The sequence below is a fragment of the Haemophilus parainfluenzae genome, from assembly GCF_003253005.1.
In the GTDB taxonomy this organism is placed as follows: Bacteria; Pseudomonadota; Gammaproteobacteria; order Enterobacterales; family Pasteurellaceae; genus Haemophilus_D; species Haemophilus_D parainfluenzae_M.
On sequence record NZ_QEPZ01000005.1, the window covers coordinates 37,529 to 62,387 of the forward strand.

27 protein-coding genes and 1 pseudogene are annotated in these 24,859 nt (G+C 39.4%); 15 read left to right on the forward strand and 13 right to left on the reverse strand.

The window, feature by feature from the left end:
* Window positions 1-64: 64 nt before the first annotated feature.
* Window positions 65-748: a 2,3-diphosphoglycerate-dependent phosphoglycerate mutase gene (locus tag DPV97_RS06875; protein ID WP_070713449.1), complete on the reverse strand. Its 684-nt coding sequence runs from the start codon at window positions 746-748 to the stop codon at window positions 65-67.
* A 186-nt stretch (window positions 749-934) separates the two neighbouring features.
* Between DPV97_RS06875 and envC the strand changes: the two genes are divergently transcribed.
* Entirely contained in the window at window positions 935-2,167 is a 1,233-nt protein-coding gene (gene envC / locus DPV97_RS06880; protein ID WP_070713447.1) for a murein hydrolase activator EnvC, read from the forward strand.
* Window positions 2,167-3,009: a divergent polysaccharide deacetylase family protein gene (locus DPV97_RS06885; protein WP_070713444.1), complete on the forward strand. Its 843-nt coding sequence runs from the start codon at window positions 2,167-2,169 to the stop codon at window positions 3,007-3,009. The genes envC and DPV97_RS06885 overlap by 1 nt, the downstream gene beginning before the upstream one ends.
* 49 nt (window positions 3,010-3,058) lie before the next feature.
* On the opposite strand, the gene DPV97_RS06890 is transcribed toward DPV97_RS06885, so the two are convergent.
* Both DPV97_RS06890 and DPV97_RS06895 read right to left on the reverse strand, forming a co-directional pair.
* Window positions 3,059-3,688, reverse strand: coding sequence for a response regulator (locus tag DPV97_RS06890; protein WP_005694852.1), 630 nt, complete (start codon window positions 3,686-3,688; stop codon window positions 3,059-3,061).
* Between the two features lie 181 nt (window positions 3,689-3,869).
* Entirely contained in the window at window positions 3,870-6,374 is a 2,505-nt protein-coding gene (locus DPV97_RS06895) for a class I adenylate cyclase (protein WP_070713441.1), read from the reverse strand.
* 136 nt (window positions 6,375-6,510) lie between these two features.
* On the opposite strand from DPV97_RS06895, the gene hemC reads away from it, so the two are divergent.
* The 8 genes from hemC (at window position 6,511) to DPV97_RS06935 (ending at window position 13,933) form a co-directional block, all read left to right on the forward strand.
* Window positions 6,511-7,443: a hydroxymethylbilane synthase gene (gene hemC / locus DPV97_RS06900; RefSeq protein WP_049366645.1), complete on the forward strand. Its 933-nt coding sequence runs from the start codon at window positions 6,511-6,513 to the stop codon at window positions 7,441-7,443.
* 9 nt (window positions 7,444-7,452) lie between these two features.
* Window positions 7,453-8,214: a uroporphyrinogen-III synthase gene (locus DPV97_RS06905; protein ID WP_070713438.1), complete on the forward strand. Its 762-nt coding sequence runs from the start codon at window positions 7,453-7,455 to the stop codon at window positions 8,212-8,214.
* Between the two features lie 9 nt (window positions 8,215-8,223).
* Window positions 8,224-9,522 carry a uroporphyrinogen-III C-methyltransferase gene (locus tag DPV97_RS06910; RefSeq protein WP_070713437.1) on the forward strand — a complete coding sequence of 433 codons (1,299 nt, stop codon included), beginning with the start codon at window positions 8,224-8,226 and terminating at the stop codon, window positions 9,520-9,522.
* Between the two features lie 9 nt (window positions 9,523-9,531).
* A complete protein-coding gene (locus DPV97_RS06915; RefSeq protein WP_070713434.1) occupies window positions 9,532-10,818 on the forward strand; it encodes a heme biosynthesis protein HemY in 1,287 nt (428 codons plus the stop codon).
* A 173-nt stretch (window positions 10,819-10,991) separates the two neighbouring features.
* A complete protein-coding gene (locus DPV97_RS06920; protein ID WP_049364192.1) occupies window positions 10,992-11,651 on the forward strand; it encodes an amino acid ABC transporter permease in 660 nt (219 codons plus the stop codon).
* Window positions 11,641-12,309: an amino acid ABC transporter permease gene (locus DPV97_RS06925; protein WP_049364193.1), complete on the forward strand. Its 669-nt coding sequence runs from the start codon at window positions 11,641-11,643 to the stop codon at window positions 12,307-12,309. The genes DPV97_RS06920 and DPV97_RS06925 overlap by 11 nt, the downstream gene beginning before the upstream one ends.
* 18 nt (window positions 12,310-12,327) lie before the next feature.
* On the forward strand, window positions 12,328-13,092 hold the full coding sequence (locus DPV97_RS06930) for an amino acid ABC transporter ATP-binding protein (protein ID WP_070713431.1): 765 nt from the start codon (window positions 12,328-12,330) through the stop codon (window positions 13,090-13,092).
* Window positions 13,076-13,933, forward strand: a complete 858-nt coding sequence (locus DPV97_RS06935; protein WP_070713428.1) for a cysteine ABC transporter substrate-binding protein — start codon at window positions 13,076-13,078, stop codon at window positions 13,931-13,933. The genes DPV97_RS06930 and DPV97_RS06935 overlap by 17 nt, the downstream gene beginning before the upstream one ends.
* 53 nt (window positions 13,934-13,986) lie before the next feature.
* Here the strand turns inward: DPV97_RS06935 and DPV97_RS06940 are convergent, their stop codons facing one another.
* Window positions 13,987-14,385, reverse strand: a complete 399-nt coding sequence (locus tag DPV97_RS06940) for a pyrimidine dimer DNA glycosylase/endonuclease V (RefSeq protein WP_070713425.1) — start codon at window positions 14,383-14,385, stop codon at window positions 13,987-13,989.
* A gap of 157 nt (window positions 14,386-14,542) precedes the next feature.
* Here DPV97_RS06940 and DPV97_RS06945 point away from each other — a divergent pair, with 157 nt between their 5' ends.
* Window positions 14,543-15,031 carry a YbaK/prolyl-tRNA synthetase associated domain-containing protein gene (locus DPV97_RS06945; RefSeq protein WP_049364198.1) on the forward strand — a complete coding sequence of 163 codons (489 nt, stop codon included), beginning with the start codon at window positions 14,543-14,545 and terminating at the stop codon, window positions 15,029-15,031.
* Between the two features lie 67 nt (window positions 15,032-15,098).
* Window positions 15,099-15,500 (forward strand): HI_0559 family membrane protein, encoded by a 402-nt coding sequence (locus DPV97_RS06950; RefSeq protein ID WP_049364199.1) that lies wholly within the window; start codon window positions 15,099-15,101, stop codon window positions 15,498-15,500.
* Here the strand turns inward: DPV97_RS06950 and DPV97_RS06955 are convergent.
* The 5 genes from DPV97_RS06955 to fkpA are packed head-to-tail and all read right to left on the reverse strand — an operon-like array spanning window position 15,495 to window position 17,974.
* Window positions 15,495-15,782, reverse strand: a complete 288-nt coding sequence (locus DPV97_RS06955) for a DsrH/TusB family sulfur relay protein (protein WP_049364200.1) — start codon at window positions 15,780-15,782, stop codon at window positions 15,495-15,497. The two genes, DPV97_RS06950 and DPV97_RS06955, sit on opposite strands and share 6 nt — an antisense overlap.
* An 8-nt stretch (window positions 15,783-15,790) precedes the next feature.
* A complete protein-coding gene (gene tusC / locus DPV97_RS06960; protein WP_049364201.1) occupies window positions 15,791-16,150 on the reverse strand; it encodes a sulfurtransferase complex subunit TusC in 360 nt (119 codons plus the stop codon).
* On the reverse strand, window positions 16,147-16,527 hold the full coding sequence (tusD, locus tag DPV97_RS06965) for a sulfurtransferase complex subunit TusD (RefSeq protein WP_049364202.1): 381 nt from the start codon (window positions 16,525-16,527) through the stop codon (window positions 16,147-16,149). Before tusD ends, tusC begins: the two co-directional genes overlap by 4 nt.
* Window positions 16,527-17,192 carry a helix-turn-helix transcriptional regulator gene (locus tag DPV97_RS06970; RefSeq protein ID WP_080349560.1) on the reverse strand — a complete coding sequence of 222 codons (666 nt, stop codon included), beginning with the start codon at window positions 17,190-17,192 and terminating at the stop codon, window positions 16,527-16,529. Before DPV97_RS06970 ends, tusD begins: the two co-directional genes overlap by 1 nt.
* Before the next feature lie 59 nt (window positions 17,193-17,251).
* Window positions 17,252-17,974: an FKBP-type peptidyl-prolyl cis-trans isomerase gene (gene fkpA / locus DPV97_RS06975; RefSeq protein ID WP_070713420.1), complete on the reverse strand. Its 723-nt coding sequence runs from the start codon at window positions 17,972-17,974 to the stop codon at window positions 17,252-17,254.
* Window positions 17,975-18,068: 94 nt separating this feature from the next.
* Here fkpA and DPV97_RS06980 point away from each other — a divergent pair, with 94 nt between their 5' ends.
* Window positions 18,069-18,290: a SlyX family protein gene (locus tag DPV97_RS06980; protein ID WP_049364204.1), complete on the forward strand. Its 222-nt coding sequence runs from the start codon at window positions 18,069-18,071 to the stop codon at window positions 18,288-18,290.
* 70 nt (window positions 18,291-18,360) lie between these two features.
* Here DPV97_RS06980 and DPV97_RS06985 read toward each other — a convergent pair whose 3' ends face one another.
* Complete coding sequence (locus tag DPV97_RS06985; RefSeq protein ID WP_070713417.1) at window positions 18,361-19,746, reverse strand: SLC13 family permease; 1,386 nt, start codon at window positions 19,744-19,746, stop codon at window positions 18,361-18,363.
* Window positions 19,747-19,901: 155 nt separating this feature from the next.
* Window positions 19,902-20,318 (reverse strand): hypothetical protein, encoded by a 417-nt coding sequence (locus DPV97_RS06990; RefSeq protein WP_049375130.1) that lies wholly within the window; start codon window positions 20,316-20,318, stop codon window positions 19,902-19,904.
* Between DPV97_RS06990 and DPV97_RS06995 the strand changes: the two are divergent.
* Together DPV97_RS06995 and DPV97_RS07000 are read left to right on the forward strand one after the other, a co-directional pair.
* Window positions 20,311-21,174 (forward strand): annotated as a pseudogene (locus DPV97_RS06995) (Gfo/Idh/MocA family oxidoreductase); the annotation flags it as partial. The gene DPV97_RS06990 and the pseudogene DPV97_RS06995 sit on opposite strands and share 8 nt — an antisense overlap.
* A 242-nt stretch (window positions 21,175-21,416) precedes the next feature.
* Window positions 21,417-22,328, forward strand: coding sequence for a hypothetical protein (locus DPV97_RS07000; protein WP_070713415.1), 912 nt, complete (start codon window positions 21,417-21,419; stop codon window positions 22,326-22,328).
* Between the two features lie 110 nt (window positions 22,329-22,438).
* Here the strand turns inward: DPV97_RS07000 and pdxH are convergent, their stop codons facing one another.
* Both pdxH and DPV97_RS07010 read right to left on the reverse strand, forming a co-directional pair.
* Entirely contained in the window at window positions 22,439-23,071 is a 633-nt protein-coding gene (gene pdxH / locus DPV97_RS07005) for a pyridoxamine 5'-phosphate oxidase (protein WP_070713412.1), read from the reverse strand.
* Between the two features lie 66 nt (window positions 23,072-23,137).
* Window positions 23,138-24,784, reverse strand: coding sequence for an ABC transporter substrate-binding protein (locus tag DPV97_RS07010; protein ID WP_049364209.1), 1,647 nt, complete (start codon window positions 24,782-24,784; stop codon window positions 23,138-23,140).
* Between the last annotated feature and the right edge of the window lie 75 nt (window positions 24,785-24,859).

A 24,859-nucleotide genomic window follows, 5' to 3' on the forward strand; every position in this document is an offset into this window, starting at 1 on the left:
CCGTTATTCTCCTTAAACAAAAAGTGCGGTCAAAATTAACCGCACTTTGAAATTCATTTATAAATTAAAGATAGTAGTGTTCTACGTAGTTTAATTTATCGTCAAGTTTTAACACTAACGGTTGACCGGTTGGGATTTCAAAATCCATAATTTCCGCATCAGAAATACCGATGATGTGTTTTGCTAATGCACGAAGTGAGTTACCGTGCGCCACCACTAAAACACGTTTACCAGAAAGCATTGCTGGAGCGATTTGATCTTCCCAGAATGGTAATGCGCGTTCTAAGGTTAATTTTAAGTTTTCTGCATTTGGTACGACATCAGATGGGATGTTTGCATAACGACGGTCGTTATGTGCAGAATTAGGATCTTTCGGGTCTAAATCTGGAGGAGAAATATCATAAGAACGACGCCAGATATGAACTTGTTCGTCACCGTATTGTTCTGCGGTTGCTTTTTTATCTAAGCCTTGCAATGCACCGTAGTGACGCTCATTTAAACGCCAGTTTTTCACTTGAGGAATCCATAATTGGTGAGATTCTTCTAACACGATGTTACAGGTTTTGATTGCACGAGTTAAAACAGAAGTGAAGGCAATATCAAATTCATAGCCTTTCTCGAACAATCTTTTACCCGCAGCTTTTGCTTCTTCTACGCCGCGCTCGGTTAAATTCACATCACGCCAACCGGTGAATAAATTTTTCGCGTTCCACTCACTGAAACCGTGACGAATGAATACTAATTCCATAAGGATCTCCTAAGTATTAATAAAAAATGAACGGCTCTTTTATAGCAAAAAATCGTTATGTTTAAAAGTAAAAAGGCGGTATTTACTGATCTTTCGCAAAAAATCGCCTGTAAACTTTTAGCCACTCAAAAATAATGCTAGTATTTAAGCTTTATTCGTCCCTTAATTTCTCTGAAGTTTAGATGTATGCAGCAAAGCAATTGTAGAAAAAAAATCTTAGCAAAACTGACCGCACTTTTGGCTTGCGGTCTGCTTGGCTTTTCATCTTTAGCGCAAGGCAACGATCTCAATCAAATTCAAAAACAAATTAAACAACAAGAGTCGAAGATCGCCGAGCAAAAACGCGCACAAGCTAAACTCCAAGCCAGTCTTAAAGATCAAGAAAGCAAAATTAATAGCGTTGTCGGTGAATTACGTGAAACAGAACTAAGTTTGCAAGAAATCCGCAAACAAATGGCGGAAACCGAAAAACAAATCAAACAATTAGAAAAACAAGAACGCGTGCAAAAAGCGAAGCTCGCGCAGCAAGTCGATGCTATTTATCGTTCAGGGGTAAATCCTTCTACCTTGGAAAGAATGCTTTCGGAAGATGCGAAAAAAGCGGAACGCATGAAAGTGTATTATCAGCACTTAAACCAAGTTCGCATTGATATGATTAACAATCTAAAAGCAACACAAGAGAATCTCGCGAAACAACGCGAAGCGATTTCAGGGCAACAAAAAAATCATCGTGATCAACTTTCTACGCAAAAGAAACAACAGCAAGAATTACAAAAAGCGCAACAAGAACGCCAATCTACGTTAAATGAACTCAACAAAAGCTTAACAAAAGATCAGAACAAGCTGGAAACATTGAAAGCGAACGAAAATGCCCTTCGCCAAGAAATTCAACGTGCTGAACAAGCTGCTCGCCAACAAGAACAACGTGAGCGTGAAGCCCTTGCTCAGAAAAAACAAGAAGAAGAAAAACGAACCTCAAAACCTTATCAACCAACTGATCAAGAACGTAAGTTAATTAATAGCACCAGTGGCTTAGGTACGGCAGCTCGTCAATACAGTCGTCCAGTTTCGGGCCCGACGTTGTATTCTTTTGGTTCAATCCAAGCGGGCGAAGTGCGCTGGAAAGGTATGGTTATCGGTGCACCAACGGGTACCGCGGTAAAAGCTATTGCAAGTGGTCGAGTCATTCTAGCGGGTCATCTTAATGGCTATGGTTATATGGTGATTGTGAAACACGGCGATAGCGACTTGAGTTTGTATGGTTTCAACCAAGCGGTATTTGTAAAACAAGGTCAGTTGGTATCTGCGGGACAAACCATCGCACAAGTGGGAAATACGGGTGAGATCTCTAAACCGGCACTTTACTTTGGAATTAGCCGTAAAGGAGTGCCTGTGAATCCGGCTGGGTGGATTAAATAATGGCAAGGTTCTTTCAAAGTGCGGTCAAAAATACGATCATTTTTTCAACCGCACTTTTCTCTGCCTTTACTTTTGCACAAGGCAAACTGGCTATTGTAATTGATGACATTGGCTATCATCTGAAAGAAGATGCCGAGGTTTTAGCCATGCCAAAAGAAATCTCCGTTGCGATTATTCCTGCTGCGCCCTATGCCAAAATTCGCAATCAAGAAGCGAAAGCACAAAATCACGATATTCTCATTCATATGCCGATGCAGCCTGTCAGCAATATTAAAATTGAAGAAGGTGGTTTGACTTTAGGCTTGTCTGAAGCGCAAGTGAATGAGAGAGTGAAAAAAGCCAAATCTATTGTGCCAAATGCCATCGGAATGAATAATCATATGGGCAGCGCAGCCACAGCCGATACCACATTAATGACCTATTTAATGACTGCACTTCGTGAGCAACATTTATTCTTTTTAGATAGTCGTACGATTGGAAAATCAGTCGCAGGAAAAATAGCAAAAGAACAAGGCGTACGTGTATTAGATCGCCATGTATTTTTAGATGACAGTGATAATTTGGCGGATGTGCAACGCCAATTTCAAAGTGCAATTCAATATGCACGTAAACATGGCACTGCCATTGCTATTGGGCACCCTCGCCCAAATACTGTGGCTGTATTAAAAGCGGGAATAAAAAATTTACCAGATGATATTCAATTAGTGAGCATGGGAAGTTTATGGCGAAATGAAAAAATCTTGCCTCCTAAACCATTTATCTTACTTTTTAATGATATTCCTGCGCCAACCTCAATCGCACCGTTTGAGCCAATCCCTTTATTACGGGGTGTACCAAGATAACAAAAAGAGCGGTTAAAAAACCGCTCTTTTTTTATCGTTTTAAACTTGCCTATCGACCATTGCGTTCAAAGAACAAGACAGTTGCTGCAACGCGTGAGTGAACGTTGAGCTTACGGAGTAAGTTACGAATATGTACTTTAACCGTCTCTTCAGAAATAAAAAGTTGGCCTGCAATTTGTTTGTTAGATAACCCTGTCGCAATTAAACGTAACACATCCATTTCACGGTCAGTCAGCGAATCCATTGGATCAACGGTATGTTTGCGTTCTAACAGTAAATTTTTGATCGAATCACTTAAAATCACTTCGCCTTGTGCAATACGTTTAATTTGCTCAAGTAGCACATCTGGCTCGGTATCTTTTAATAGATAACCGTCAGCACCCGCATCGATGAGAGTGAAAATATCATTTTTCGCATCAGAGACAGTTAAGATCAAAATTCGTGCATCAACGCCTTCCGCACGCAAGCCTTTAAGGGTATCTAAACCGGAAAGGCCTTTCATATTCAGATCTAAAATGATTAAATCCGGGGATTCTTGAATCGCAATGGAAATACCTTCTGTACCGCTTCCTACATCGGCAACGACTTCAAAATTCTCTTCTAATTCAACTAATTGTTTGATACCACGACGCATTAATGGATGGTCGTCGATAATTAATACTTTTAACTTTTCTTGCATAATTTTCTCCAAGAGATGAGAGGACGCACATTCTATCGCCTGAAGGCGAAAACGTCCACAGCCTTAGATTATTTCTCAATAGATTTTCAAAAGAAGGGATTCTATCGGGATTTTGCCTATCTTCCAATGCATATTTGTAGATATACTTCATTTATCTCAAACAATACTTGTTTTGATTTAGCTAGTCGCAACTCCTTTTGCTTTTAAATTTGAACGGCATGATATGCATACCGCTTTCTGTCAGATGCAATTGATAAAATTGCGGGTAATTAAAATTCCGCTGCACCATTTTATACGGATTTTTACAACCTTTCGAGCCGAGTGATTGATAAATCTGATTTACTTCACGGACCTTGTCATCTTTTGAACCTTCACATTGACGATAAATTTCGAGACGATTCTTTTCATCTAACAAATAGACGTTAAAGCTATTATCGGCATTATCTTCAAAGAAAAATTGTAAAAAACCTTCACTGGCAAACAAATCAATTTCAGGTGGATATCGGCGTCCCTCAGGGATAATTTCTTTCTCTTCCAATTGAGTTGGCAAAACGTCTTCAAAATTGACCGCACTTTCTTTCCCACCGTCAATAGGCTGCAAACTGATCCCTTTCTCTTCAAAAAAGAATTGCCAGTTTTTCCCAGCCACACGTAAACGGGAATGCGTTGTTGGACGACTATCCCCTAATTGAATACTGATACAACGGTTTACGAGTAAACTCACTAAGTTTCGCAATGTACGGTTGTAGTGTTTACTGTAACAAAAAACCTGTACAGAATGTGGTTTATTTACGCCTTGATCAATTTTATTAGAAAGCACTTTTAAGGCAAGCAAAATCGCATTCTGCCCTTCAAAATGTAAAGTTCGAATTTCATTCCACACATTACGGTAAGTGAAATCAATGCTGCCGACCAAGCTCTGTTCTAATTGACCAAAACTGAACAAATCACTCGGCGAGATATTTGATTTAAGTTCTTCAACTTGTGCTGTCGGGTCATTTACTAAGTTCACTGCAATAAACAAATCTCGGATTTCACACTGCGAAGAAAGTGCCTCATTTGTAGGAGCTTGACCATTTGTATGGGGGAAAAACAATCGCAAATCAGCGACAAAATTACGTAAAGTGAGCTGGTCGATATTTTGACTGATTAGATGCAAACGAGTTTCAGCTGTCAGCAAACGATTAAAATAAGCCCATGCGACGACTTTATTTAAACTTTCCCCATATTCAATCACACGTTCTTTTGAGAACATAATATGATGTGGCGGCTGATTCACCATATACCACCCATCTTTAAAACGCTTATTACCATGAACTTCGATGAATGTGAGGTGGTTTTCCGCTAAATTATGTGAAATTTGTGGGTTGAGTAATGTAATTTTACCTGGCAGCTCTTCAAATACGGTATAAAGCTTACGAGAAAGTACCGTAATATCTTGCGGAATTACGCTAGAATTAATTTTATGTTTACGCGCAAAATCCACTAGATTTCGATAACTCATCATCAAGAAATTCACCAAATTATTGTGACTTTCTTTCACCCGTTTGATTTTCCAATTTGGACGCTGATCTAATTCTTCAATACGTTCTTTTGACCAACCCCATTCTTGGGCCATCATTTTCATATAAGAAATACGCCAGTTTGAGGCGTGATATAACGCAAAGTCTTCCGTCGCCTTCACATAAAAACAAGAGCGTACAAAATCAAGGCGCTTAAATTCTGAATGTGCGGTCAAATATTGGCTAATTCTCTCTAGAATCGCAATATAAGGGTCAAAATGATGTGCAGCGGTACTACGACCGGAAAGTAAATCTTCTTTAAATTGACGAGCAATTAAATGGGCATTTGGGTATTCTTGGGCATAGGTTTCCAACAATAAGATTTTCATCACCGATTTATACGGTGAATCGATACCTTTATACAGTTGCCATAAGCTCGCACCAAAATATTCACTGGCAGAAAATTGCCCTAACCCGCCAAAATCAACCCAATCATTTGGATTAAGCTCACCTTCCGCCACTAAACGCGCAACTTCGGCTTCATATTGTTTTTCATCTTCCACCCACAAGTGGAGCCACAATAATGGCTTACCCGCAAGGCGTACAGCGGAACGATAAAACTCTTCCAATAACAACATATATTGGGCAGAACCACTGTTTTCTTTGGTTAATGGATCGGAATAACGCTCATTACGGAAGCGTTTTTGCGTCATCAAATAAAAATGCATTTCCACATGAAATGTGGATGCCCATTGGGTGATTTTCTTCGTTTTTTCCGCTAAGCGCTGCTGATCTTGCTCAGATAAATCATCTTGATGGCAGATCCAAATATCCAAATCTGAAGCTGAAGTTTGGCTAATGGAGCCAAAACTACCCATCACATAAATACCCAAGATCGGTGCAAAAACAGCATCAGAATTGACCGCACTTTGCACACTTGCTGCAAGTTCAGGATGTTCTTTTGAGAGAAAACCTTGCTGATAATTGGAAAGGATAAAATCAGAAATGCCTACTGGAGCATCTTCCACATAACCCGGCAAAGCTGAATGATTAAGATGCAACAACAGAGGCAACAAAGAGACGATGTGTCGGAATGCATCACCAGAGCCCAGCAATGCTCGATCAAAACGACGTTTATCTAGCGTTTCAATACATTTTCGGGCTTGAGTGAGATCGTATTTCAAGGCTTCCTACCTATCACCAAATAACTGGCGTTACTGTACCACTTACCTACTCAGAAATCAAAAATTTAAATGATCTGACTTTTTGCCCTAAAAATGGTAGCATAGGGCATAATTCTATTTAAAATCAGCGGTATTTATGGCAGTACTTAAAACCTTAAAAATAGCGACTCGTCAAAGTCCTTTAGCACTTTGGCAAGCTAATTTTGTGAAAGATCAATTAGAAAAATTTCACCCAACACTTTCTGTTGAATTAGTTCCTATGGTAACAAAAGGCGATGTAATCTTAGATTCACCTTTAGCTAAAATTGGTGGAAAAGGCTTATTTGTTAAAGAGTTAGAAAACGCTTTACTCGAAAAACGTGCCGATATTGCTGTCCATTCAATGAAAGACGTACCGATGGAGTTTCCAGAAGGTTTAGGATTAAGTGTGATCTGTAAACGCGAAGATCCACGTGATGCTTTCGTATCCAATACATACCGCTCATTAGATGATTTGCCCCAAGGTGCTATCGTTGGAACATCAAGCTTACGTCGTCAATGCCAATTAAAACAATTACGCCCAGATCTTGATATCCGCTCTTTACGTGGCAATGTGGGAACCCGATTAAGTAAATTAGACAATGGCGAATACGATGCCATTATTTTAGCCTCGGCCGGCTTAATTCGTTTAGGGCTAGCAGAACGTATTGCCTCATTTATTGAAGTGGAACAATCTTTACCAGCAGCTGGACAAGGTGCGGTAGGTATTGAATGTCGTGTTGATGACGAAGAGGTGAAAGGATTACTTGCGCCACTTTCAGATGCGACTACGACGACTTGTGTTTTGGCTGAGCGTGCAATGAATACCCGATTACAAGGCGGCTGCCAAGTACCAATCGGTGGCTATGCCATTGAGCAAAATGGCGAAGTTTTCTTGCGTGCACTCGTCGGAGAAACCGATGGCTCTGCGATTATTCGAGCTGAAGGTAAAAGTGCGGTTGAAAATGCCGAAGCATTAGGTGTGAGCATTGCAGAACAACTTCTAGCACAAGGCGCAGATAAGATTCTGGCGAAGATTTACTCAGCATAGGAAATCACCATGGCCGTACTAGTCACTCGCCCCGATGAACGAGGGAAAGCCCTAGTTGAGCAGCTGAATCAAGCTGGTGTGGTTGCCTTGCATTTGCCTTTGCTTTCTATTGAAGCGGGAGCCGAGTTGGCACAATTACCGACAAAACTTAATCAGCTAAAAAGTGGTGATTATGTGTTTTTGGTTTCAAAAAGTGCGGTCGATTTTGCGGATAAAACCCTGACAGATATTGGCTTTAGCTGGCGTCAAGATTTACAATACTTTACAGTTGGACATAGAACGGCACAGCATTTTTCCTGTCAAACTGAATGTACTGTTCGTTATCCAATCACGTCGGAAAATACGGAAGGCGTGCTAAATTTACTGCAAATGGCAGAATTGACAGATAAAAACTTGTTAATTTTACGTGGCAACGGCGGACGAGAATTACTGCGCGAACAAGCCACGCTACGCGGTGCAACTGTTGAGACAGTCGAATGTTATCAACGCACACCGATTAGTTATAATAACGAAGAACAAACCAGTATTTGTATTCGTTCTGGTGTACAAACCCTTGTGGTCACGAGCCTTGAAATTTTGCAGGCATTAATCGAATTTGTGCCTGAAAATGAACAAAATTGGCTAAAAAATTGCTGTTTAGTCACGGTAAGCCAACGCATTGCTGATGTTGCAATACAACAAGGTTGGCATAATGTGGTGGTTTCCGCGGGTGCGGACAATCAAAGTTTACTTAATACCTTACTTAATGAAGTAACTCCCCTTTCTCACTAAGGAAAAGATATGGCGAAAGAGAAATTAACCCCTGAAACGACGGATGAAATCCAAGCAACTGATGCAGTGAAAATTCAAACTGAAGATCGCGAGCCTGTTGCGCCACGTACACAAACCGTTGTGAAGAAAAGTGGTACTGGATTAAGTTTATTGGCCATTCTCATTGCACTTGGCATGGGTGGTGCAGGTTATTATTTTGGTCAACAACAAGTGGATGAATTCCAACAAAAATTGACCGTACTTGAAGCTCAAATCAATAATAAAACGGTGGTTTCAGCACCTGCTAAAGAAGTAAAATTTGATACTACACAGCTTGCTCAATTAGAGTCTGCGAATAAAGCAACGCAAAACAAAATTGCGCAAGTAGAAGAGCTAATCAATGCCAAATCACATGAGTTAGTTGGCTTACAATCACAAATTAATAAAGTGAGCGCACAAGCTAATGCTCAACAACCTGCAGATTGGTTATTCTCAGAAGCAGATTTCTTGCTCAACAATGCATTGCGTAAATTAGTGTTAGATAATGATGTGGATACAGCGGTTTCACTCTTAAAACTCGCTGATGAAACTCTTGCTAAAGTGAATAACTCACAATCTGCAGCTATCCGTAGTGCCATTAATCAAGATCTGAAACAACTTCTCTCCGTAACTGGCGTGGATCAAAATGCGGTCATGCAAAAATTATCGCAATTAGCTAATACGGTTGATGAACTACCTGTGTTAGATGTGAATTTCGGTGATGACCAAAATGCAACAAAATTATCAGATTCCCTGTCTGACTGGGCGGAAAATGCAGAAAAAAGTGCGACCTCATTCTTGAATCACTTTATCCGTATTTCACCGAAACATGGTGCGGATCGCAAAGAATTATTAGCGCCAAACCAAGATATCTATTTACGTGAAAACATTCGTTTACGCTTACAATTAGCGATTATGGCAGTACCTCGTCAGCAAAACGAACTTTATAAACAATCTTTAGAAGCCGTTGCATCTTGGATTCGTAGCTATTTTGATACCAATGCTGAAGTGACTCAAAGTTTCTTAAAATCAGTGGATGAATTATCTGAAGTATCCATCTATGTGGATGTGCCAAGCCAATTACAAAGCTTAAGTATGCTTGATAAGTACTTAAATCGTACACCTTTAGATGTGCAGAAAGTGGAAATTGAAGCAGAAAAAGCGGTTGATAATTCACCAAGAAAAGAAGAAGTAAAACCAGCACCTGAAGCGAAAGCGGAAGAGCCAAAAGCTGAAGAAAAACCCGCTGAAGCACCAGCTGCACAACCGGCAACTGAACCCCAACAATAAGGATAGATAATGTTTAGAGTTCTCTTTTTAATGATCGCCTTACTTGCCGGATTGATTGCAGGGCCTTACCTCTCCGGTCAGCAAGGTTATGTCAGAGTTGAAACGGCAAACACCGTATATGAAATGTCACTCACCACATTAGTGATTCTCTTTGTGGTCACACTTGCAGTGATTTATTCGTTAGAGTGGTTGGTGACCCGTTTCTTCCGTTTAAGTAGTAATACCTATAACTGGTTCTCTCTCCGTAAACGAGTGAAAGCACAGCGTCAAACCCTTGAAGGCTTGATGAAAATGAATGAGGGCGATTATGCCAAAGCAGAAAAACTCATTGGTAAAAACGCGAAACATTCTGCAGAGCCAGTATTAAATCTGATTAAAGCCGCTGAAGCTGCACAGCAACGCGGTGATGAATTCAGTGCAAACCGTTATTTAATTGAAGCGACGGAGCTTGCTGGCTCAGATAACCTAGTCGTCGAAATTGCTCGCACCCGTATTTTATTACAACAAAATAAATTACCGGCTGCGCGCAGTTCGGTTGACAGTTTGCTTGAAATGTCAGATCGCAACAAAGAAGTATTAAAACTTGCTGCTGAAATTTATAGCCGCTCCAAAGCTTATCAAGCTCTTGATGGCATCTTAGATTTAATCGAAGGTTCTGGATTATTCTCAGCTGAAGAATTTAAAGCGCTTCAACAAGAAACAGAAAATGGCTTGTTAGATGAGAAAATGAATGAAGAAGGCGTTGAAGGTCTGCTTGCATGGTGGGAAGCTCAACCACGCCGTCGTCGCAATGACTTAGAGTTAAAAACAGCTTTAATTCAGCGCTTAATTGATTGTAACGATCATGAATCAGCTTATGAATTCACGCTTGAAATCATGAAAAAATTGGGTGATAACACCCCAATTAACCCTGAACTTTGCACGCAAATCACTCGTTTACAAGCAGAAGATAACAGCAAACTACTCAAGTTAGTGGAAAAACGCGCAAAACGTGCGGATGAAAGCCAACGTTGTTGTCTCAATCGTGCATTAGGCTATCTTTATGTGCGTAATAACGATTTCGCTAAAGCAGCAGAAGCATTTAAAGAAGTCACTGCTTGCCCAACTCAGCTTCAACCAAATGATGTCATGATGGCATCTTATGTGTTCGAACAAGCTGGCGACAAAGCAGCAGCGGAAAAAATTCGTCAAGACAGTTTAAAATCAGCCATGTCTATTCAAGATAAACCTGCTGAAATACAAGATGAACCAAAAACAGACGAAGAACCAACCGCACTTATTGCGAAACGTGATTAAAATAAACAAAGACGGGGCTGAATAAAGCTCCGTTTTTTATTCTTTCTCTCTTGCAGATCTTATTTGAAACATATCTCTTATTACATTTCATTATAAATAATGCATTTCCATTCTTTTCTCACCGATTCAAAATTTTTTACTATATCGTTACGCAAACGATCAAATTATAAAAAATGAATTGGGATTATATTTTAAGCGTCACCCCACGTTTTATTCATGCCACGCTGATGACGCTTCATCTTGCCTTTTGGGGCATTTTATTGTCGCTAGTGATTGGTGTGATTTGTGCGGTGATTACCACCTACAAAGTCAAATCATTAACTTGGTTAGTAAAAGGCTATATTGAACTTTCTCGTAATACGCCTTTATTAATTCAAGTATTTTTTCTCTATTTTGGGCTGTCTAAAATCGGCCTAAAATTAGATGGATTTACTTGCGGCATTATCGGCCTGGCATTTTTAGGTGGAAGCTATATGGCAGAAGCCTTTCGTGGTGGTCTGGAAGCAGTATCAAAAGGACAAATTGAATCAGCCTTAAGTATTGGTCTAACCCCTTTTCAAGCTTTTCGCTATGTGATTTTTCCGCAAGCCTTTGCGATTGCCACACCTGCAATCGGAGCAAATTGCTTGTTCTTAATGAAAGAAACCTCAGTGATCAGTGCCGTTGCCGTAGCCGAACTGATGTTTGTAGCGAAAGAAGTCATCGGGCTCGATTACAAAACCAATGAAGCCTTATTTTTATTAGTGGTGTTTTATTTGATCATTCTATTACCGATGTCTCTGTTCATCGGTCATTTAGAACGCCGTACTCGGAGAGCAAAATATGGGGCTTGAGTTATTATTCCAAGGCAGCAACATTGAACGCTTGCTCAACGGTTTATGGGTAACAGCTGAAATTGCATTCGTTTCTGTCTTCTTCGCCTGTATTTTAGGTGTGATTTTTGGCGTAATCATGACAAGCAAAAATCCCATTATCAAAGCCATTTGCCGCTTTTATTTAGAATTTGTACGTATTATTCCATTATTAGCCTTACTTTTTCTCGCGTATTTTGGTTTGGCAAAATGGTTTGATATTCACTTAGATGGCATTTCTGTATGTATTTTGGTGTTTATTTTCTGGGGAACAGCAGAAATGGGGGATTTAGTGCGTGGCGCATTAACTTCCATTGAAAAACATCAAGTGGAATCAGCCTACGCTTTAGGTTTAACGCCGTTTCAAACCTTTGTGTATATTTTACTTCCGCAAAGTTTAAAACGTGTAACACCAAGTGCTATTAACCTCTTTACCCGCATGGTAAAAACCAGTTCCTTGGCAATGTTAATCGGTGTAGTAGAAGTGATAAAAGTCGGTCAACAAATTATTGAGCATTCATTATTTAGTAATCAATCGGCGGCGCTTTGGATTTACGGTGTCATTTTCGGTTTATATTTTGTGATTTGTTACCCGCTATCCTTATTTTCCCGTTATTTAGAAACCCGTTGGGAAAGTTAATTTTTATTAGGAAAACACATGGCGTTATTAGAAATTAAAAACCTCGTCAAAAATTACGGTGATGTAGAAGCACTCAAAGGCATCAATCTTTCTATAGAGAAAGGCGAAGTTGTCGTTATTTTAGGTCCATCGGGTTGTGGTAAAAGTACTTTTTTACGCTGCCTAAATGGATTAGAAGAAATAAAGAGCGGTCAGATTTTGCTGCAAAATGCTGGAGAGTTAGGTAAAGACATTCCTTGGGTCAAAGCACGTCAACGCATTGGGATGGTATTCCAAAGTTATGAACTATTCGCTCATTTATCAGTGATTGACAATATTTTGCTCGGCCCTTTAAAAGTACAAAAACGCGATCGCGCAGACGCTGAAAAACAAGCCGATGAGTTACTTAAACGTGTAGGTCTATATGACCGAAAAAATGCCTATCCACGTGAATTATCAGGTGGACAAAAACAGCGAATTGCCATTGTACGTTCACTTTGCATGAATCCTGAAATTATTCTATTCGATGAAGTGACCGCCGCTCTTGACCCTGAAATGGTACGTGAAGTACTTGATGTAATTTTAGGTCTCGCCAAAGACGGTATGACAATGCTTATCGTTACCCATGAAATGAACTTCGCCCGTCAAGTAGCCAATCGCATCGTGTTTATGGATAAAGGGCAAATCATTGAACAGGCAAAACCGGAAGATTTCTTCACGAATCCAACCACGGATCGTGCGAAAACATTCTTAAATATCTTGAATTATGAACCGAGAGGGACAAACTATGAAGAAAACATTTAAAACATTGACCGCACTTTTAGCTACTGCCACCTTAGCATTTGGCTTAACCGCGTGTAATGATAAAGAACCAGCTAAAGACGGAGTAAAAACGGTTTCAAGCCTTGAGCAAATACAAAAAGATGGCAAAGTGCGCATTGGTGTATTTAGCGATAAACCACCATTTGGCTATGTGGATGCGCAAGGTAAAAGCCAAGGCTTTGATGTCGAAATTGGTAAAGCGATCGGTAAAGACTTATTAGGTGACGAAAACAAAGTAGAGTTTGTTTTAGTGGATGCCGCAAACCGTGCTGAATACTTACTTTCTAAGAAAGTTGATATTATCTTAGCTAACTTTACTGTGACACCAGCACGTAAAGAAGTGGTAGATTTTGCTAATCCATATATGAAAGTAGCACTCGGTGTCGTTTCAAAAGATGGCTCAGTCATTACTGATCTTGAACAATTAAAAGGCAAAACTTTAATTGTAGATAAAGGCACTACTGCTGATATTTTCTTCACCAAAAACTATCCAGATGTGAAGTTATTGAAATTTGAACAAAATACCGAAACCTTTGAAGCTTTACGTGATGGTCGTGGTGATGCATTATCTAACGACAATACCTTCTTATTCGCTTGGGCAAAACAAAATCCAGGTTATACCGTGGGCGTAAAAAACTTTGGTGATCAAGATGTTATTGCACCAGCTGTTCGCAAAGATGCACCTGAATTATTAAATTGGTTAAACAACGAAATCCAAACCTTAGGCAAAGATGGTCGTTTAAAACAAGCTTACGAAAAAACTTTATTGCCAGTTTATGGTGATACCGTCAGCGAAAGCGATATCGTGGTTGAATATAAATAATTTAACCCCATTCACTTCCCCTATAATTTCCCCACAGGGGAAGTGAAAACTCCTTATTTTTTACCACTCTTTGGAAGATGCGGTGTAAATCTCGCCTTTAATGGCATTCTTTCCTGAATACGTTCCCGATTAATCTGTAACGCTGCCTCTGTGGCTTCATAGTCCAACCATAAACTTGGATCATCGGGTAACGTTTCATTCCAAATATACTGTACGTTAAAGCCTCGCGCCTTACATTCCGCATGCAATGCATCATACCGTTTCTTTAAAAACGCCAATTTATTAAAGAAAAAACGTACATGCCCTTCACCTAACTTATATTCTGCAGGCTGCCCTTTTAAGTGATATTTACCTTTCGCCACGGCGTTAGGAATTCGGGTTAATTCACGATGCTCAGCTAAAAGATGCTGATCACAAAGTTCCGCTGGCGAAACAAGATTAATTCGAGTCATAAGTCATACCAAAGAAAAAGAAACATAGTACGGGGCGTAAAGGTATTTGTCTATCTCATAATAAATATGACTCAAAAGATGAATTCTTTTTCTTTGATTTTCACATGAATCAATCCTTGTTAAACTCATTAAAAATATCGCTATTGAAGGAACCCTCATGTCTGTCAAAACATTTGAAAAATTGACCGCACTTTTAGATAAACATCAAGCAAGCTATCGCGTGGTTGAGCATCCGACAGCAGGAAAATCAGAGGAAGTGGCTAAAATCCGTGGTACAGAATTAGGGCAAGGGGCAAAGGCGTTAGTATGCAAAGTGAAAGGAAATGGCGTAAAACAAGCGGTATTAGTGATATTGCCGGCCGATCAACAATCTGATTTAAGTAAAGTAGCGGCCTATTTAGGTGGCGCGAAAACCTCGCTTGCCAGCCCTGCAGAAGTAGATACCTTAACTGACTATGTATTTGGTGCAATTCCACCTTTTAGCTTTCATCCTGATTTGTTATTAATTGCTGATCCTAGCTTACTGTCTCGTTATGATGAATTAGCATTTAATGCAGGTACGTTAGAACGCTCTATTATTCTCAATACACGAGATTATGTCTCAATCGTTCAGCCCACATTAGTGGATGTAATAAAAACCGAATAGAGAAAAGATTGGTTGTCTTTCATTTGATTGATACAATACTTCCGTTTTTCTATTAATTGGACATCTCATGAAAAAATATCTTAAAGCATTTATTCTTTTTCCGTTAATTATTCAAATTATCGGCACTGTCGCCTTAACATTCTCGAATAATGATACTGATCAAATTCAGAGCTCAGTGCTTTCTGTCTTTATTGTGGCTACAGTGCCAACTTTTCTCATTACGCTTTGGGCGGCATTTCACCGTTATGCAAGCTACAACGTGAAAGCTATTGCATTAATTGCAGGATTAATTGGATTTAGTTACACAGTCGTGGCAGGATTCTTTTATGCCACACTCATTAATGACATGGGATTTGGCGAATGGTTACGCGCAGGAGGATTAGAAATTACCTGCTTAATGGCCGCTGGTTTGGCACTTTATTCCGTTATGGTATTACCGCTCTTGTTACCTAAAGAACGCCCACTATAAGGCGATTTGAGGCGAATATTGAGCAGTTAAATCTACCAAATCTGCTAATGAAATTGACCGCGCTTGATTGTTTTCTGGCAAAAGTGCGGTTAAATTTCGGGCTAAAATATCCTGCTCCAACACAAAACATTGCCCTTTGCATTGAGTAAACATTTCCCCATACTTCACAGCCAACAACACGCCATCTTGCCATAAAACCACCGCATCATTTTCCGTGATTTCAGTCAAATAACGTTGAAGGTCTGTCTCAGAATAATGAGTTTGAGAAAAGGTATAAAGCATAATATTCCTTAAAACGTAAACACTTTTTCTGCTTGGCTAAGTTTCTTGATCAACGAAGTGCGGTCAATTTTTTCAGCAGAAATAATGAGCTGTTCTGTTTGCAAATTATATTGGTCAAGCGAATCTGCGCAGACAAAGCGCTGTTCAATATCGTATAAATCCAATAATTTAAAGGTACGAATAAAGTCTTTTTGTAACAATAACTCAGGATTTTGCCCATCGAGTAAATTTAATACGCCATCATCAATAAAAAAGACACCGATTTCCTCTTCATCACAAAATGCTGTCGCCGCAAGCAAAGCATCTAAACCTTCACGAGAAATCGCATTTCCATGTGGTGCGGTACGAAATAAGAATGCTAGCTTCATAATGTCACCACCCGATCTGCTTTTAATGCCATCGCCATAAACTCACCTAAGCCAGTAATCTCAAAACCTTCTGCCAGATTAGTTTTATCAGTCTCTTTTGCCGTAAGCACATCCACTACGCCACGACGTTGTGAAGCAGCTACACATAAATGCAAAGGGATATGATGCTGCGCTGAAAAGGCTTGCCAAGCTTGCGTGAGATTAAATTCATCATTGGCAGGATAAACTAAGCCATTGCCATTACTCACACCGTCTTGGAAAAAGAAAATTTGACTAATGGCATGTCCTTTTTCGAGTAAAGCTTGGGCAAATTGATAGGCAAGAAAAGCCCCTTGTTTTCCATAAACGGGACTTTTCACGGCGAGAACATAGTTCATTACTCTTGCTCTTGTTTGATTTGACGAATATACAAATACACGGTGTGGCGAGAAATCACGAGGCGATCAGCCACTAAATTGATCGCATCTTTAATATCAAAAATGCCTTTTTCGTAAAGTGAAATCACAATCTGACGGTTCTTATTATTATTCGAAACCGAGCGATCTGCATTCACTTCTTCAATGGTTTTTTCTACCGTTTGTGCCACCAATTCTTCCACTGAACTTGCAAAATTGACGGAAGAGGTTTCATTTTGTTCCTGCGTTGGCATAAAGGCCTGCATAAATTGAGAAACCGGCACATCCAAATTAATATTGATACAAAGTAAACCAATAATACGTTGCTTGCTATTTCGAATGGCGATGGTCACAGACTTCATCAACACATTACCTTTCGCACGCGTGAAATAAGGCTTAGAGACACTCTCGCTTTGCATATTACGCAAGGATTTCAGAGCTAAATCCGTAATCGGTGAACCCACTTGGCGATTGGTATTATGCCCATTGGCGATGCAAATGGCGGAATGCTCAATATCTTCCAAAGAATGTAATACGATTTCACAATGCTCGCCAATCAACGCGCTCACGCCATCAACTACTGCTTTATAGGAAATCAGAATAGCACGATCTTCATCGGTGAAAGGTTGTCTATCGGTTAGTATCATTTTTCAAATCTGGTAGGGAAAATGACCGCACTTTAGACAAAGTGCGGTTAAATTAAGGATTATTTTTTAGGATTAACGTCTAATACTTCAACGTCGAAGTAAAGTGTTGCATCAGGTGGAATTGAATCGCCTGCACCTTGTTTGCCATAAGCTAATTCAGGTGGAATCACTAATTCGATTTTACCGCCTTTCTTCACTAACTGAAGGCCTTCAGTCCAACCTTTAATCACTTGGTTTAATTTAAACTCAACCGGTTGACCACGTTCAACAGAGCTATCAAATACTTTACCATCTGGTAATTTACCGGTGTAATGTACTTTCACAGTATCTGTTGCTTTAATCGCGTCACCTTTACCCGCTTCAGTGATTTTGTAAAGTAAGCCATCTTTGGTGCTTTTCACGCCATCTTTTTTCGCAAATTCAGCGCGGTATTTATCACCTTCTTCTTTTGCGGCTTTCGCTTGTTGTTCTACTTTTGCTTTAGCAGCGGACACTAATTGCTCTTGAATGCCCTCTAAGGTCTTTTGAATTTTTTCGTCTTTACGAACATCAACTTTACCTTCTAATGCATCTTTTAAGCCATCTAAAATACGCGCATTATCGTATTGAATGACTTCTTTTTGAGCATCCACCAAATCTTTTACTTGGTTACCCATTAACGCACCCACAGCATAAGACGCATCACTTGCGCTTGGCGCTGCTTTATCTTCTGCAAAAACAGAACCTGAAACAACCGCACTTACTATAAGTGCAGCAAGAGAAAGCTTTTGAATTTTCAACATTTTGCTTGATCCTTTATAATAGAAACAGAATAGCGAATAGGTTAAATCGGATTGACCGAATTCACAACATTTTTTTAAAAATTAGAGAAATTTTATGCAAAATCAACAAATTTTAGACGATCGCATCGCTGAACTTGAAATGAAAATTGCTTTTCAAGAACAACTTTTAGACGAACTCAACCAAGCATTAGTTCAACAACAGTTTGATATGGATAAAATTCAACTTCAACTCCGCTATCTCGCCGGAAAATTAAAAGATATGCAACCTTCTAATATTGCTAGCCAAGCAGAGGAAACTCCACCTCCGCATTATTAAACAATAAACCGCACGTTAACATGCGGTTTACTTTTATAGGCTAATAAAGTGCGGTCTGTTTTAACCACATTTACAACCAAACAAAATAAGTCATTCCACCGATAATGGCGATACAGAATAGATTGAGAATTAAACCGACTTTAGCCATATCGAGTTGTTTCACATTTCCTGTTGCAAATACGATAGCATTTGGCGGTGTAGCGATTGGCAACATAAATGCACAACTTGCCCCACAAGCGATAATTGCTGCTAAAGCGATAGGCGGTAAATTCATAGATTGTGCCACTGAAATCACAATTGGCATAATCAATGCAGCACTGGCTGTATTCGATGTAAATTCTGTTAAGAAAATAATAAATGCCGTCATTACAAAGCAAAGTACCCAAAGTGGTTTTGTTTGCACAAACTGAACGATACTATCCGCCATAATCTTACTGGCGCCAGAATCTTTCATCACGATACTGAGTGTTAAACCACCACCGAATAAAACGAGCACGCCCCATTCAACACGCTTTTGAATTTCTTTCCAACTCGCGACACCTGAAACACAGATAAAGATCACAACGCATAGCGCAATTACCGTATCAAAATTTTCGATTTTTTTCGGTAATTCAAGAAAAGCACTAATCCATGGGTTTAAGAGAGAACTGAAAAGCAACATAATCGCCATACTGATAAAGATCATTAAGGTAATGATATTTTTTCGATTAAAGCTGACTTTCTCAAGTGATGGATTAAAATCTACAGAAAAATCTGGACGTAAAATCACCCATAAAGAAAAAATCATTGAAGGCACAAGTAATACCATCACTGGGAAACCGTAACCTAACCATTCCGTGAAGGTCACTTGTATTTGAGACGCCAAAATGGCATTCGGCGCACTTCCCACTAATGTACCAATACCGCCGATGCTGGCACTAAATGCCATGCCTAATAATACGAAAGCGTACAATCGATGATTTTTCTCTGCATTGATACCTTTTAACATCCCCATAGTAAGCGGTAACATCATCGCTGCTACGGCGGTGTTGTTAATCCACATAGAAAGGAATGTGGTTGCAGTAAACAGATAGGTGATAGAAAGTTTTAAGTTTCCTTTCGCCAAACGAATAATGTAATTCGCAATAATCTTGTCTAGATTCTGAATTTGTAACACCGCAGCCACTACAAATCCACCAAAGAACATATAAATAATTGGGGTAGAGAATGGTGCAAGGGCTTTTTGTGTATTAATCAAGCCTAATCCTATGGCCACGACAGGCACCATAAGGGACGTCACGGTAATATTAAAGGCTTCCGTTAACCATAAAATACCAATAAAAATCAGCAAGGCTAGCCCGCGATTCTCTTGAGCAGAAAACGGCAGTATTTTGATTAACACCAACATGAAGACAAAGTCTAAGGCAAGAATAATGAGACTTTTATATTTAGAGAGAAAGGCTTGTTGAGTTTGCATATACAATCTCCTATAAAACGATAGGGGAGATTATTAATTAGCATTTAAGCGAAAAAATTGAAACATATTTTTAACAAATTTGTGACACGCTTCAAACTATTTTTGTATAAACAACAAACCGCACCTAAAAGTGCGGTCTGTTTTGCTTTCGTTTTTTATCGTTGCACACGTGCTTGAATACGTTCTGGCAATCTTAATCCAACGAGAGCAACAAGGACAATTGTCCAGAATAAGGTCACATACACAAGGGCTGAACCAAGTCCGACTCTTTCACTAAGTGCGGCGGCAATCACAGGAGCCCCACCACCACCGATCGCAGCGAAGTTATAGATGAAACCAATACCTGTGCTTCGCATTTCAGCTGGGAAGAAAGTCGCCATATATTTTGGCACTAAACCAGCAATCCCTAAGTTAGTTGCGAGTAAGAAGAAGAGCAATGCACCAAGGGCTAACACATTATTTTCTGGCAAATAGAATACTGGGAAGAGGAAGAAAAGTGATAACAATAAGCTATAACTGAAACCATCGAGGTTGCAGAAGCAGCGAAGCAATCCATGGTAACGGAAAAACAAAAAACATGTTTTCTGTGAAAAACCTATTGCCTTAAGTTATCAAGATTGTGATGACATGGTGCGCGCTTGCGAAGAAAATGGCGTCACCTTTATGGCTGGCCATGCGATGAACTTCTTTAACGGTGTTCACCATGCCAAAGAATTAATCAATCAAGGTGTGATTGGTAAAGTGCTTTATTGTCATACTGCACGTAATGGCTGGGAAGAACAACAACCAACCATTTCATGGAAAAAAATCCGTGAAAAATCTGGCGGTCACTTATACCACCATATTCACGAATTAGACTGCGTACAATTCATTATGGGTGGTATGCCAAAAACCGTTACCATGGCGGCCGCCAATGTTGCACACAAAGGCGAAAAATTTGGTGATGAAGACGATATGATTTTTGTCACCATGGAATATGATGATAATCGCTTCGCTGTTCTAGAATGGGGTTCGGCGTTCCGTTGGGGTGAACATTATGTATTAATTCAAGGGGAAAAAGGTACGATCAAACTTGATATGTACAATACCAAAGGTACCCTTCGTGTGGATGGGAAAGACACCTATTTCCTCATTCACGAAACCCAAGAAGAAGATGATGACCGTACCCGCATTTACAACAGTACAGAAATGGACGGCGCAATTCAATACGGTAAACCGGGCAAACGCACACCGTTATGGTTGAGCTCTATCATGAAAAAAGAAATGCGTTATTTAAACGATATTCTTCATGGAATGGAACCTACTGAGGAATTTGTAAAATTACTCACTGGTGAAGCTGCCCGCGGTGCCATCGCCACAGCCGATGCGTGTACCCGTTCTCGTTACGAAAACCGCAAAGTTGATTTATCAGAAATCATCGGTAAATAAAAATAACGTAAAAACTAACCGCACTTTGGTTGAGGAATCAAAGTGCGGTTTTTTTAATGTGTTTTCTCTTTCTTGCTCAAGGGCACAATATCGTGATGGTTTTATTAGACCCAAGGTTGCATAAAAATTATCTATGGTGGATCATAAGAAGCAGAATTAAGTAGTGAATGAGCCGGTTGTATGCTTGTTATATCAATTAACTAATATTAATATAATTAACAACCTCAAAATAATCGATAGCTATGAATAAACAATTAACACCCGCAGCCTTATTTGCTCTTAAAGAAGCACTTATCCATATTTACTGGTATAAAAAAGATCTAAAATCATTTTTACTTAAAAGTTTACCTAAGAATATAAACATCAGTAAAATTGATTGGGATGCTCTAACCAAAAGAGATATATGCATATTAATCATTGATAAATTATTTGAATTAAATAATACAGAAATTCTCTTACAATTAGCTAACGATATTTGCCAATTTAGAAACTTTGACCACTTAAAGCATCTTGAGGATGGAGATAATAAAGCATCTAAAGCCTTAAGTACTGTAAAACAGTTAAAAGAATTTATAATTCCATATCAAGAAAAGCAACGAGCTGAAGAAGAAAGACAAAAAAGAATAAAACTTGCAGAAGAGAGACTTCATTTATTTAAAAGCTATCAAGAGGAACTAGCTAGCTTAAGACAAGAGTTTTATTCTTTAGTAACGAGTCAAGACAATCAACAAAGAGGATTTAAATTAGAAAACTTGATGAACAAACTATTTATCTTAAATGATTTAGATCCTAAGGCTTCATTTAAAATTATGGGACAACAAATAGATGGCGCATTCACATTGGATGGAACAGAGTTTCTTTTTGAAGCCAAATGGACAAAGTCATTAATTAATAGTTCAGATTTAGCTGTTTTTAAAGAAAAAATAAAAACTAAATTGGAAAATACATTAGGGCTATTTCTATCTATTGATGGATTTTCAGAAGAAGGTGTTAATGCCTTTCAATCATCAGATAAAGTCATGATTCTTATGGATGGTTCAGATCTCTTAGCTATTTTAGAGGAAAGAATTTCTTTCACAGAATTAGTTTCTCGAAAAAAACAAATCGCCTCAAGAGAAGGTAAAATTTATGTCCCATTTTCTCAAATGAGATGAAACCTACTCAATCTAACACCAGAGTAAACTATCAAAACCTCAAAAAGAGACTCGAAATCCTACCGCACTTTTTGTAAGTGCGGTTGTTTTTTACATATTTTTGAAGAAACTTACGGTGATAATCGCTCTATTTCCCATTTTCCATCATTGAATAAATAACAAATTCTGTCATGTAAGCGGCTTGGGCGACCTTGCCAGAATTCAATGCGATCAGGAATCACAAGATAACCGCCCCAATGTGGTGGACGAGGCACATTCAATGGGTGTTTTGCTGCAATCAATGCGGCTTTCGCTAATAAAGATTTGTGGCTAGAAATGACCGCACTTTGCTCGCTGGCCCAAGCACCGATTCGGCTAGTATAAGGGCGAGTTGCAAAGTATTCATCTGATTGTTCAGGCGAGATTTTTTCAGCTTTGCCCTCAATACGAACAGAACGTTCTAATTCAGGCCAAAAGAATGTCAGGGCAACGAAAGGATTATGTTCTATGGCACGACCTTTTCGGCTGTGATAATTCGTGAAAAAGACAAAGCCTTGTTCGTTCACTTCTTTTAACAGTACCATTCGACTTGTTGGTCGACCGTCTCCATTGACTGTCGCAACATTAACACCCGTTGGCTCATTTACTTTAGCCGTAATCGCTTCGTTGAGCCATTTTTTAAATTGTTTTATTGGGTTGGGATCGCAATCATGCTGAGAAAGCGCCTGTTTGCAATAATCCTCACGAATATCATGTAAGTCCATTTTCTTTCTCCTTTTGCTTGAAAACAAAAAGCCCTTGCAACTGCAAGGGCTAGTATAGTCCGTTAATTATTTACCATCAACACTCACGCCATAAAACGCATCGTAGCCGAATGGGCTTTGTACGTAGCCTTTTACGCGAGGGCTAAGTGGTGCAAAACCAACTGAGTGTGCAACTGGAATCCATGGCGCTTGCTCATGGAAAATCACTTGTGCTTTTTTATAAAGTGCCGCACGCTCATCTTTATTGGTTAAGCCAATCGCTTTATCTAATAAGGCATCAAATTCTGCATTTTTGAAACGAGCAAAGTTTGAGTTGCCAGCGTTAGCACTTGCAAGTAACGGAGAAAGGAAGTTATCTGGATCACCGTTATCGCCTGACCAGCCAAAGATACCCGCCGTTAATTCACCTGCTTTAGCACGTTTTTGATAGTCAGCCCATTCAAACGTGACTGGATTTGCTTTTACGCCCACTTTCGCCCAGTCTGCCATCACAAGTTCAGCCATACGTTTTGGATTTGGGTTAGACGCACGTACCACTGGTTGAATCCAGAAATCAGTTTCAAAACCGTTTGGATAACCAGCTTCTGCTAAAAGCTGTTTCGCTTTCTCTGGATCATACGGATAATCTTGGATTTCATCGTTATAACTCCAAATTGTTGGCGGTAGTGGGTTTTTCGCTGCCGTACCTGCACCTTGATAAACCGCTTCAATAATTGCTTTTTTGTCCACCGCATAGTTCAATGCTTGGCGCACTTTCACGTTATCAAATGGCGCTTTCTCTGTATTGAATGCGATATATGCCACGTTCAAACCTTTTTGTTCCAAAAGCTGTACTTTCGGATCAGTTTTCATCTTGGCTAAATCCGCCACGTTCGGAAAGAGAATTAAATCACAAGAACCCGCTTGTAACTTCGCATAACGCGTAGTCGCATCTGGTACGATACTGATTACTAAACGATCAAGCGGTGTACGACCTTTCCAATAGGTTTCATTTGCTACGTATTGTGCAGCTTGGTCAGTTTTGTAATCTACAAAAATAAACGGACCTGTACCCACTGGTTTGTTATCAAGCGTTTCTGGTTTACCCGCTTTCAGCATCGCATCAGCATATTCAGCGGAATAAATAGAAATAAAGTCCATACCCAAGCTTGCTAAGAAAGTCGCATCTTTTTTATTCAAAGTAATACGAACAGTGTTGTCGTCCACTTTCTCAACTGATTTTAATAAATCTGGGAATTTCATCGCTTTGAAATATGGATAAGTCCCTTTTGATACATTGTGATAAGGGTGGTTAGGATCTAACTGACGTTGGAAAGAAAAGATTACATCATCCGCATTAAAATCACGTGTTGGCGTAAATTCTTTTGTCGTATGGAATTTCACCCCTTTACGTAAATGAAAAGTATAAGTTAAACCATCATCACTGATTTCCCAGCTTTCAGCTAAGGCTGGCTCAAGGTCAGTTGAACCTTTTTTGAATTCAACCAAACGGTTATACACTTGTTGTGAACTCGCATTATAAGATGTGCCTTCCATTACCAATGCCGGGCTAAAGCCAAGTGGTGCTTTCGCCGTACAGTACACAAACGTGTTATTACCTGAAGGTTTTTCTGTTTCTGCTTTTGCATTTTCTTTTGCCGCAGAACCTGATTGATCACAAGCAGCTAAAAACAAACTGGTTGCAATAAGAGTTAAGGTCGCTTTTAATTTCATAAGTTTTCCTTCTTTAATCGAGTGGAACACCCAAACATAAATATAAAATTTTACTTAAGATATAAGCAAATCAAA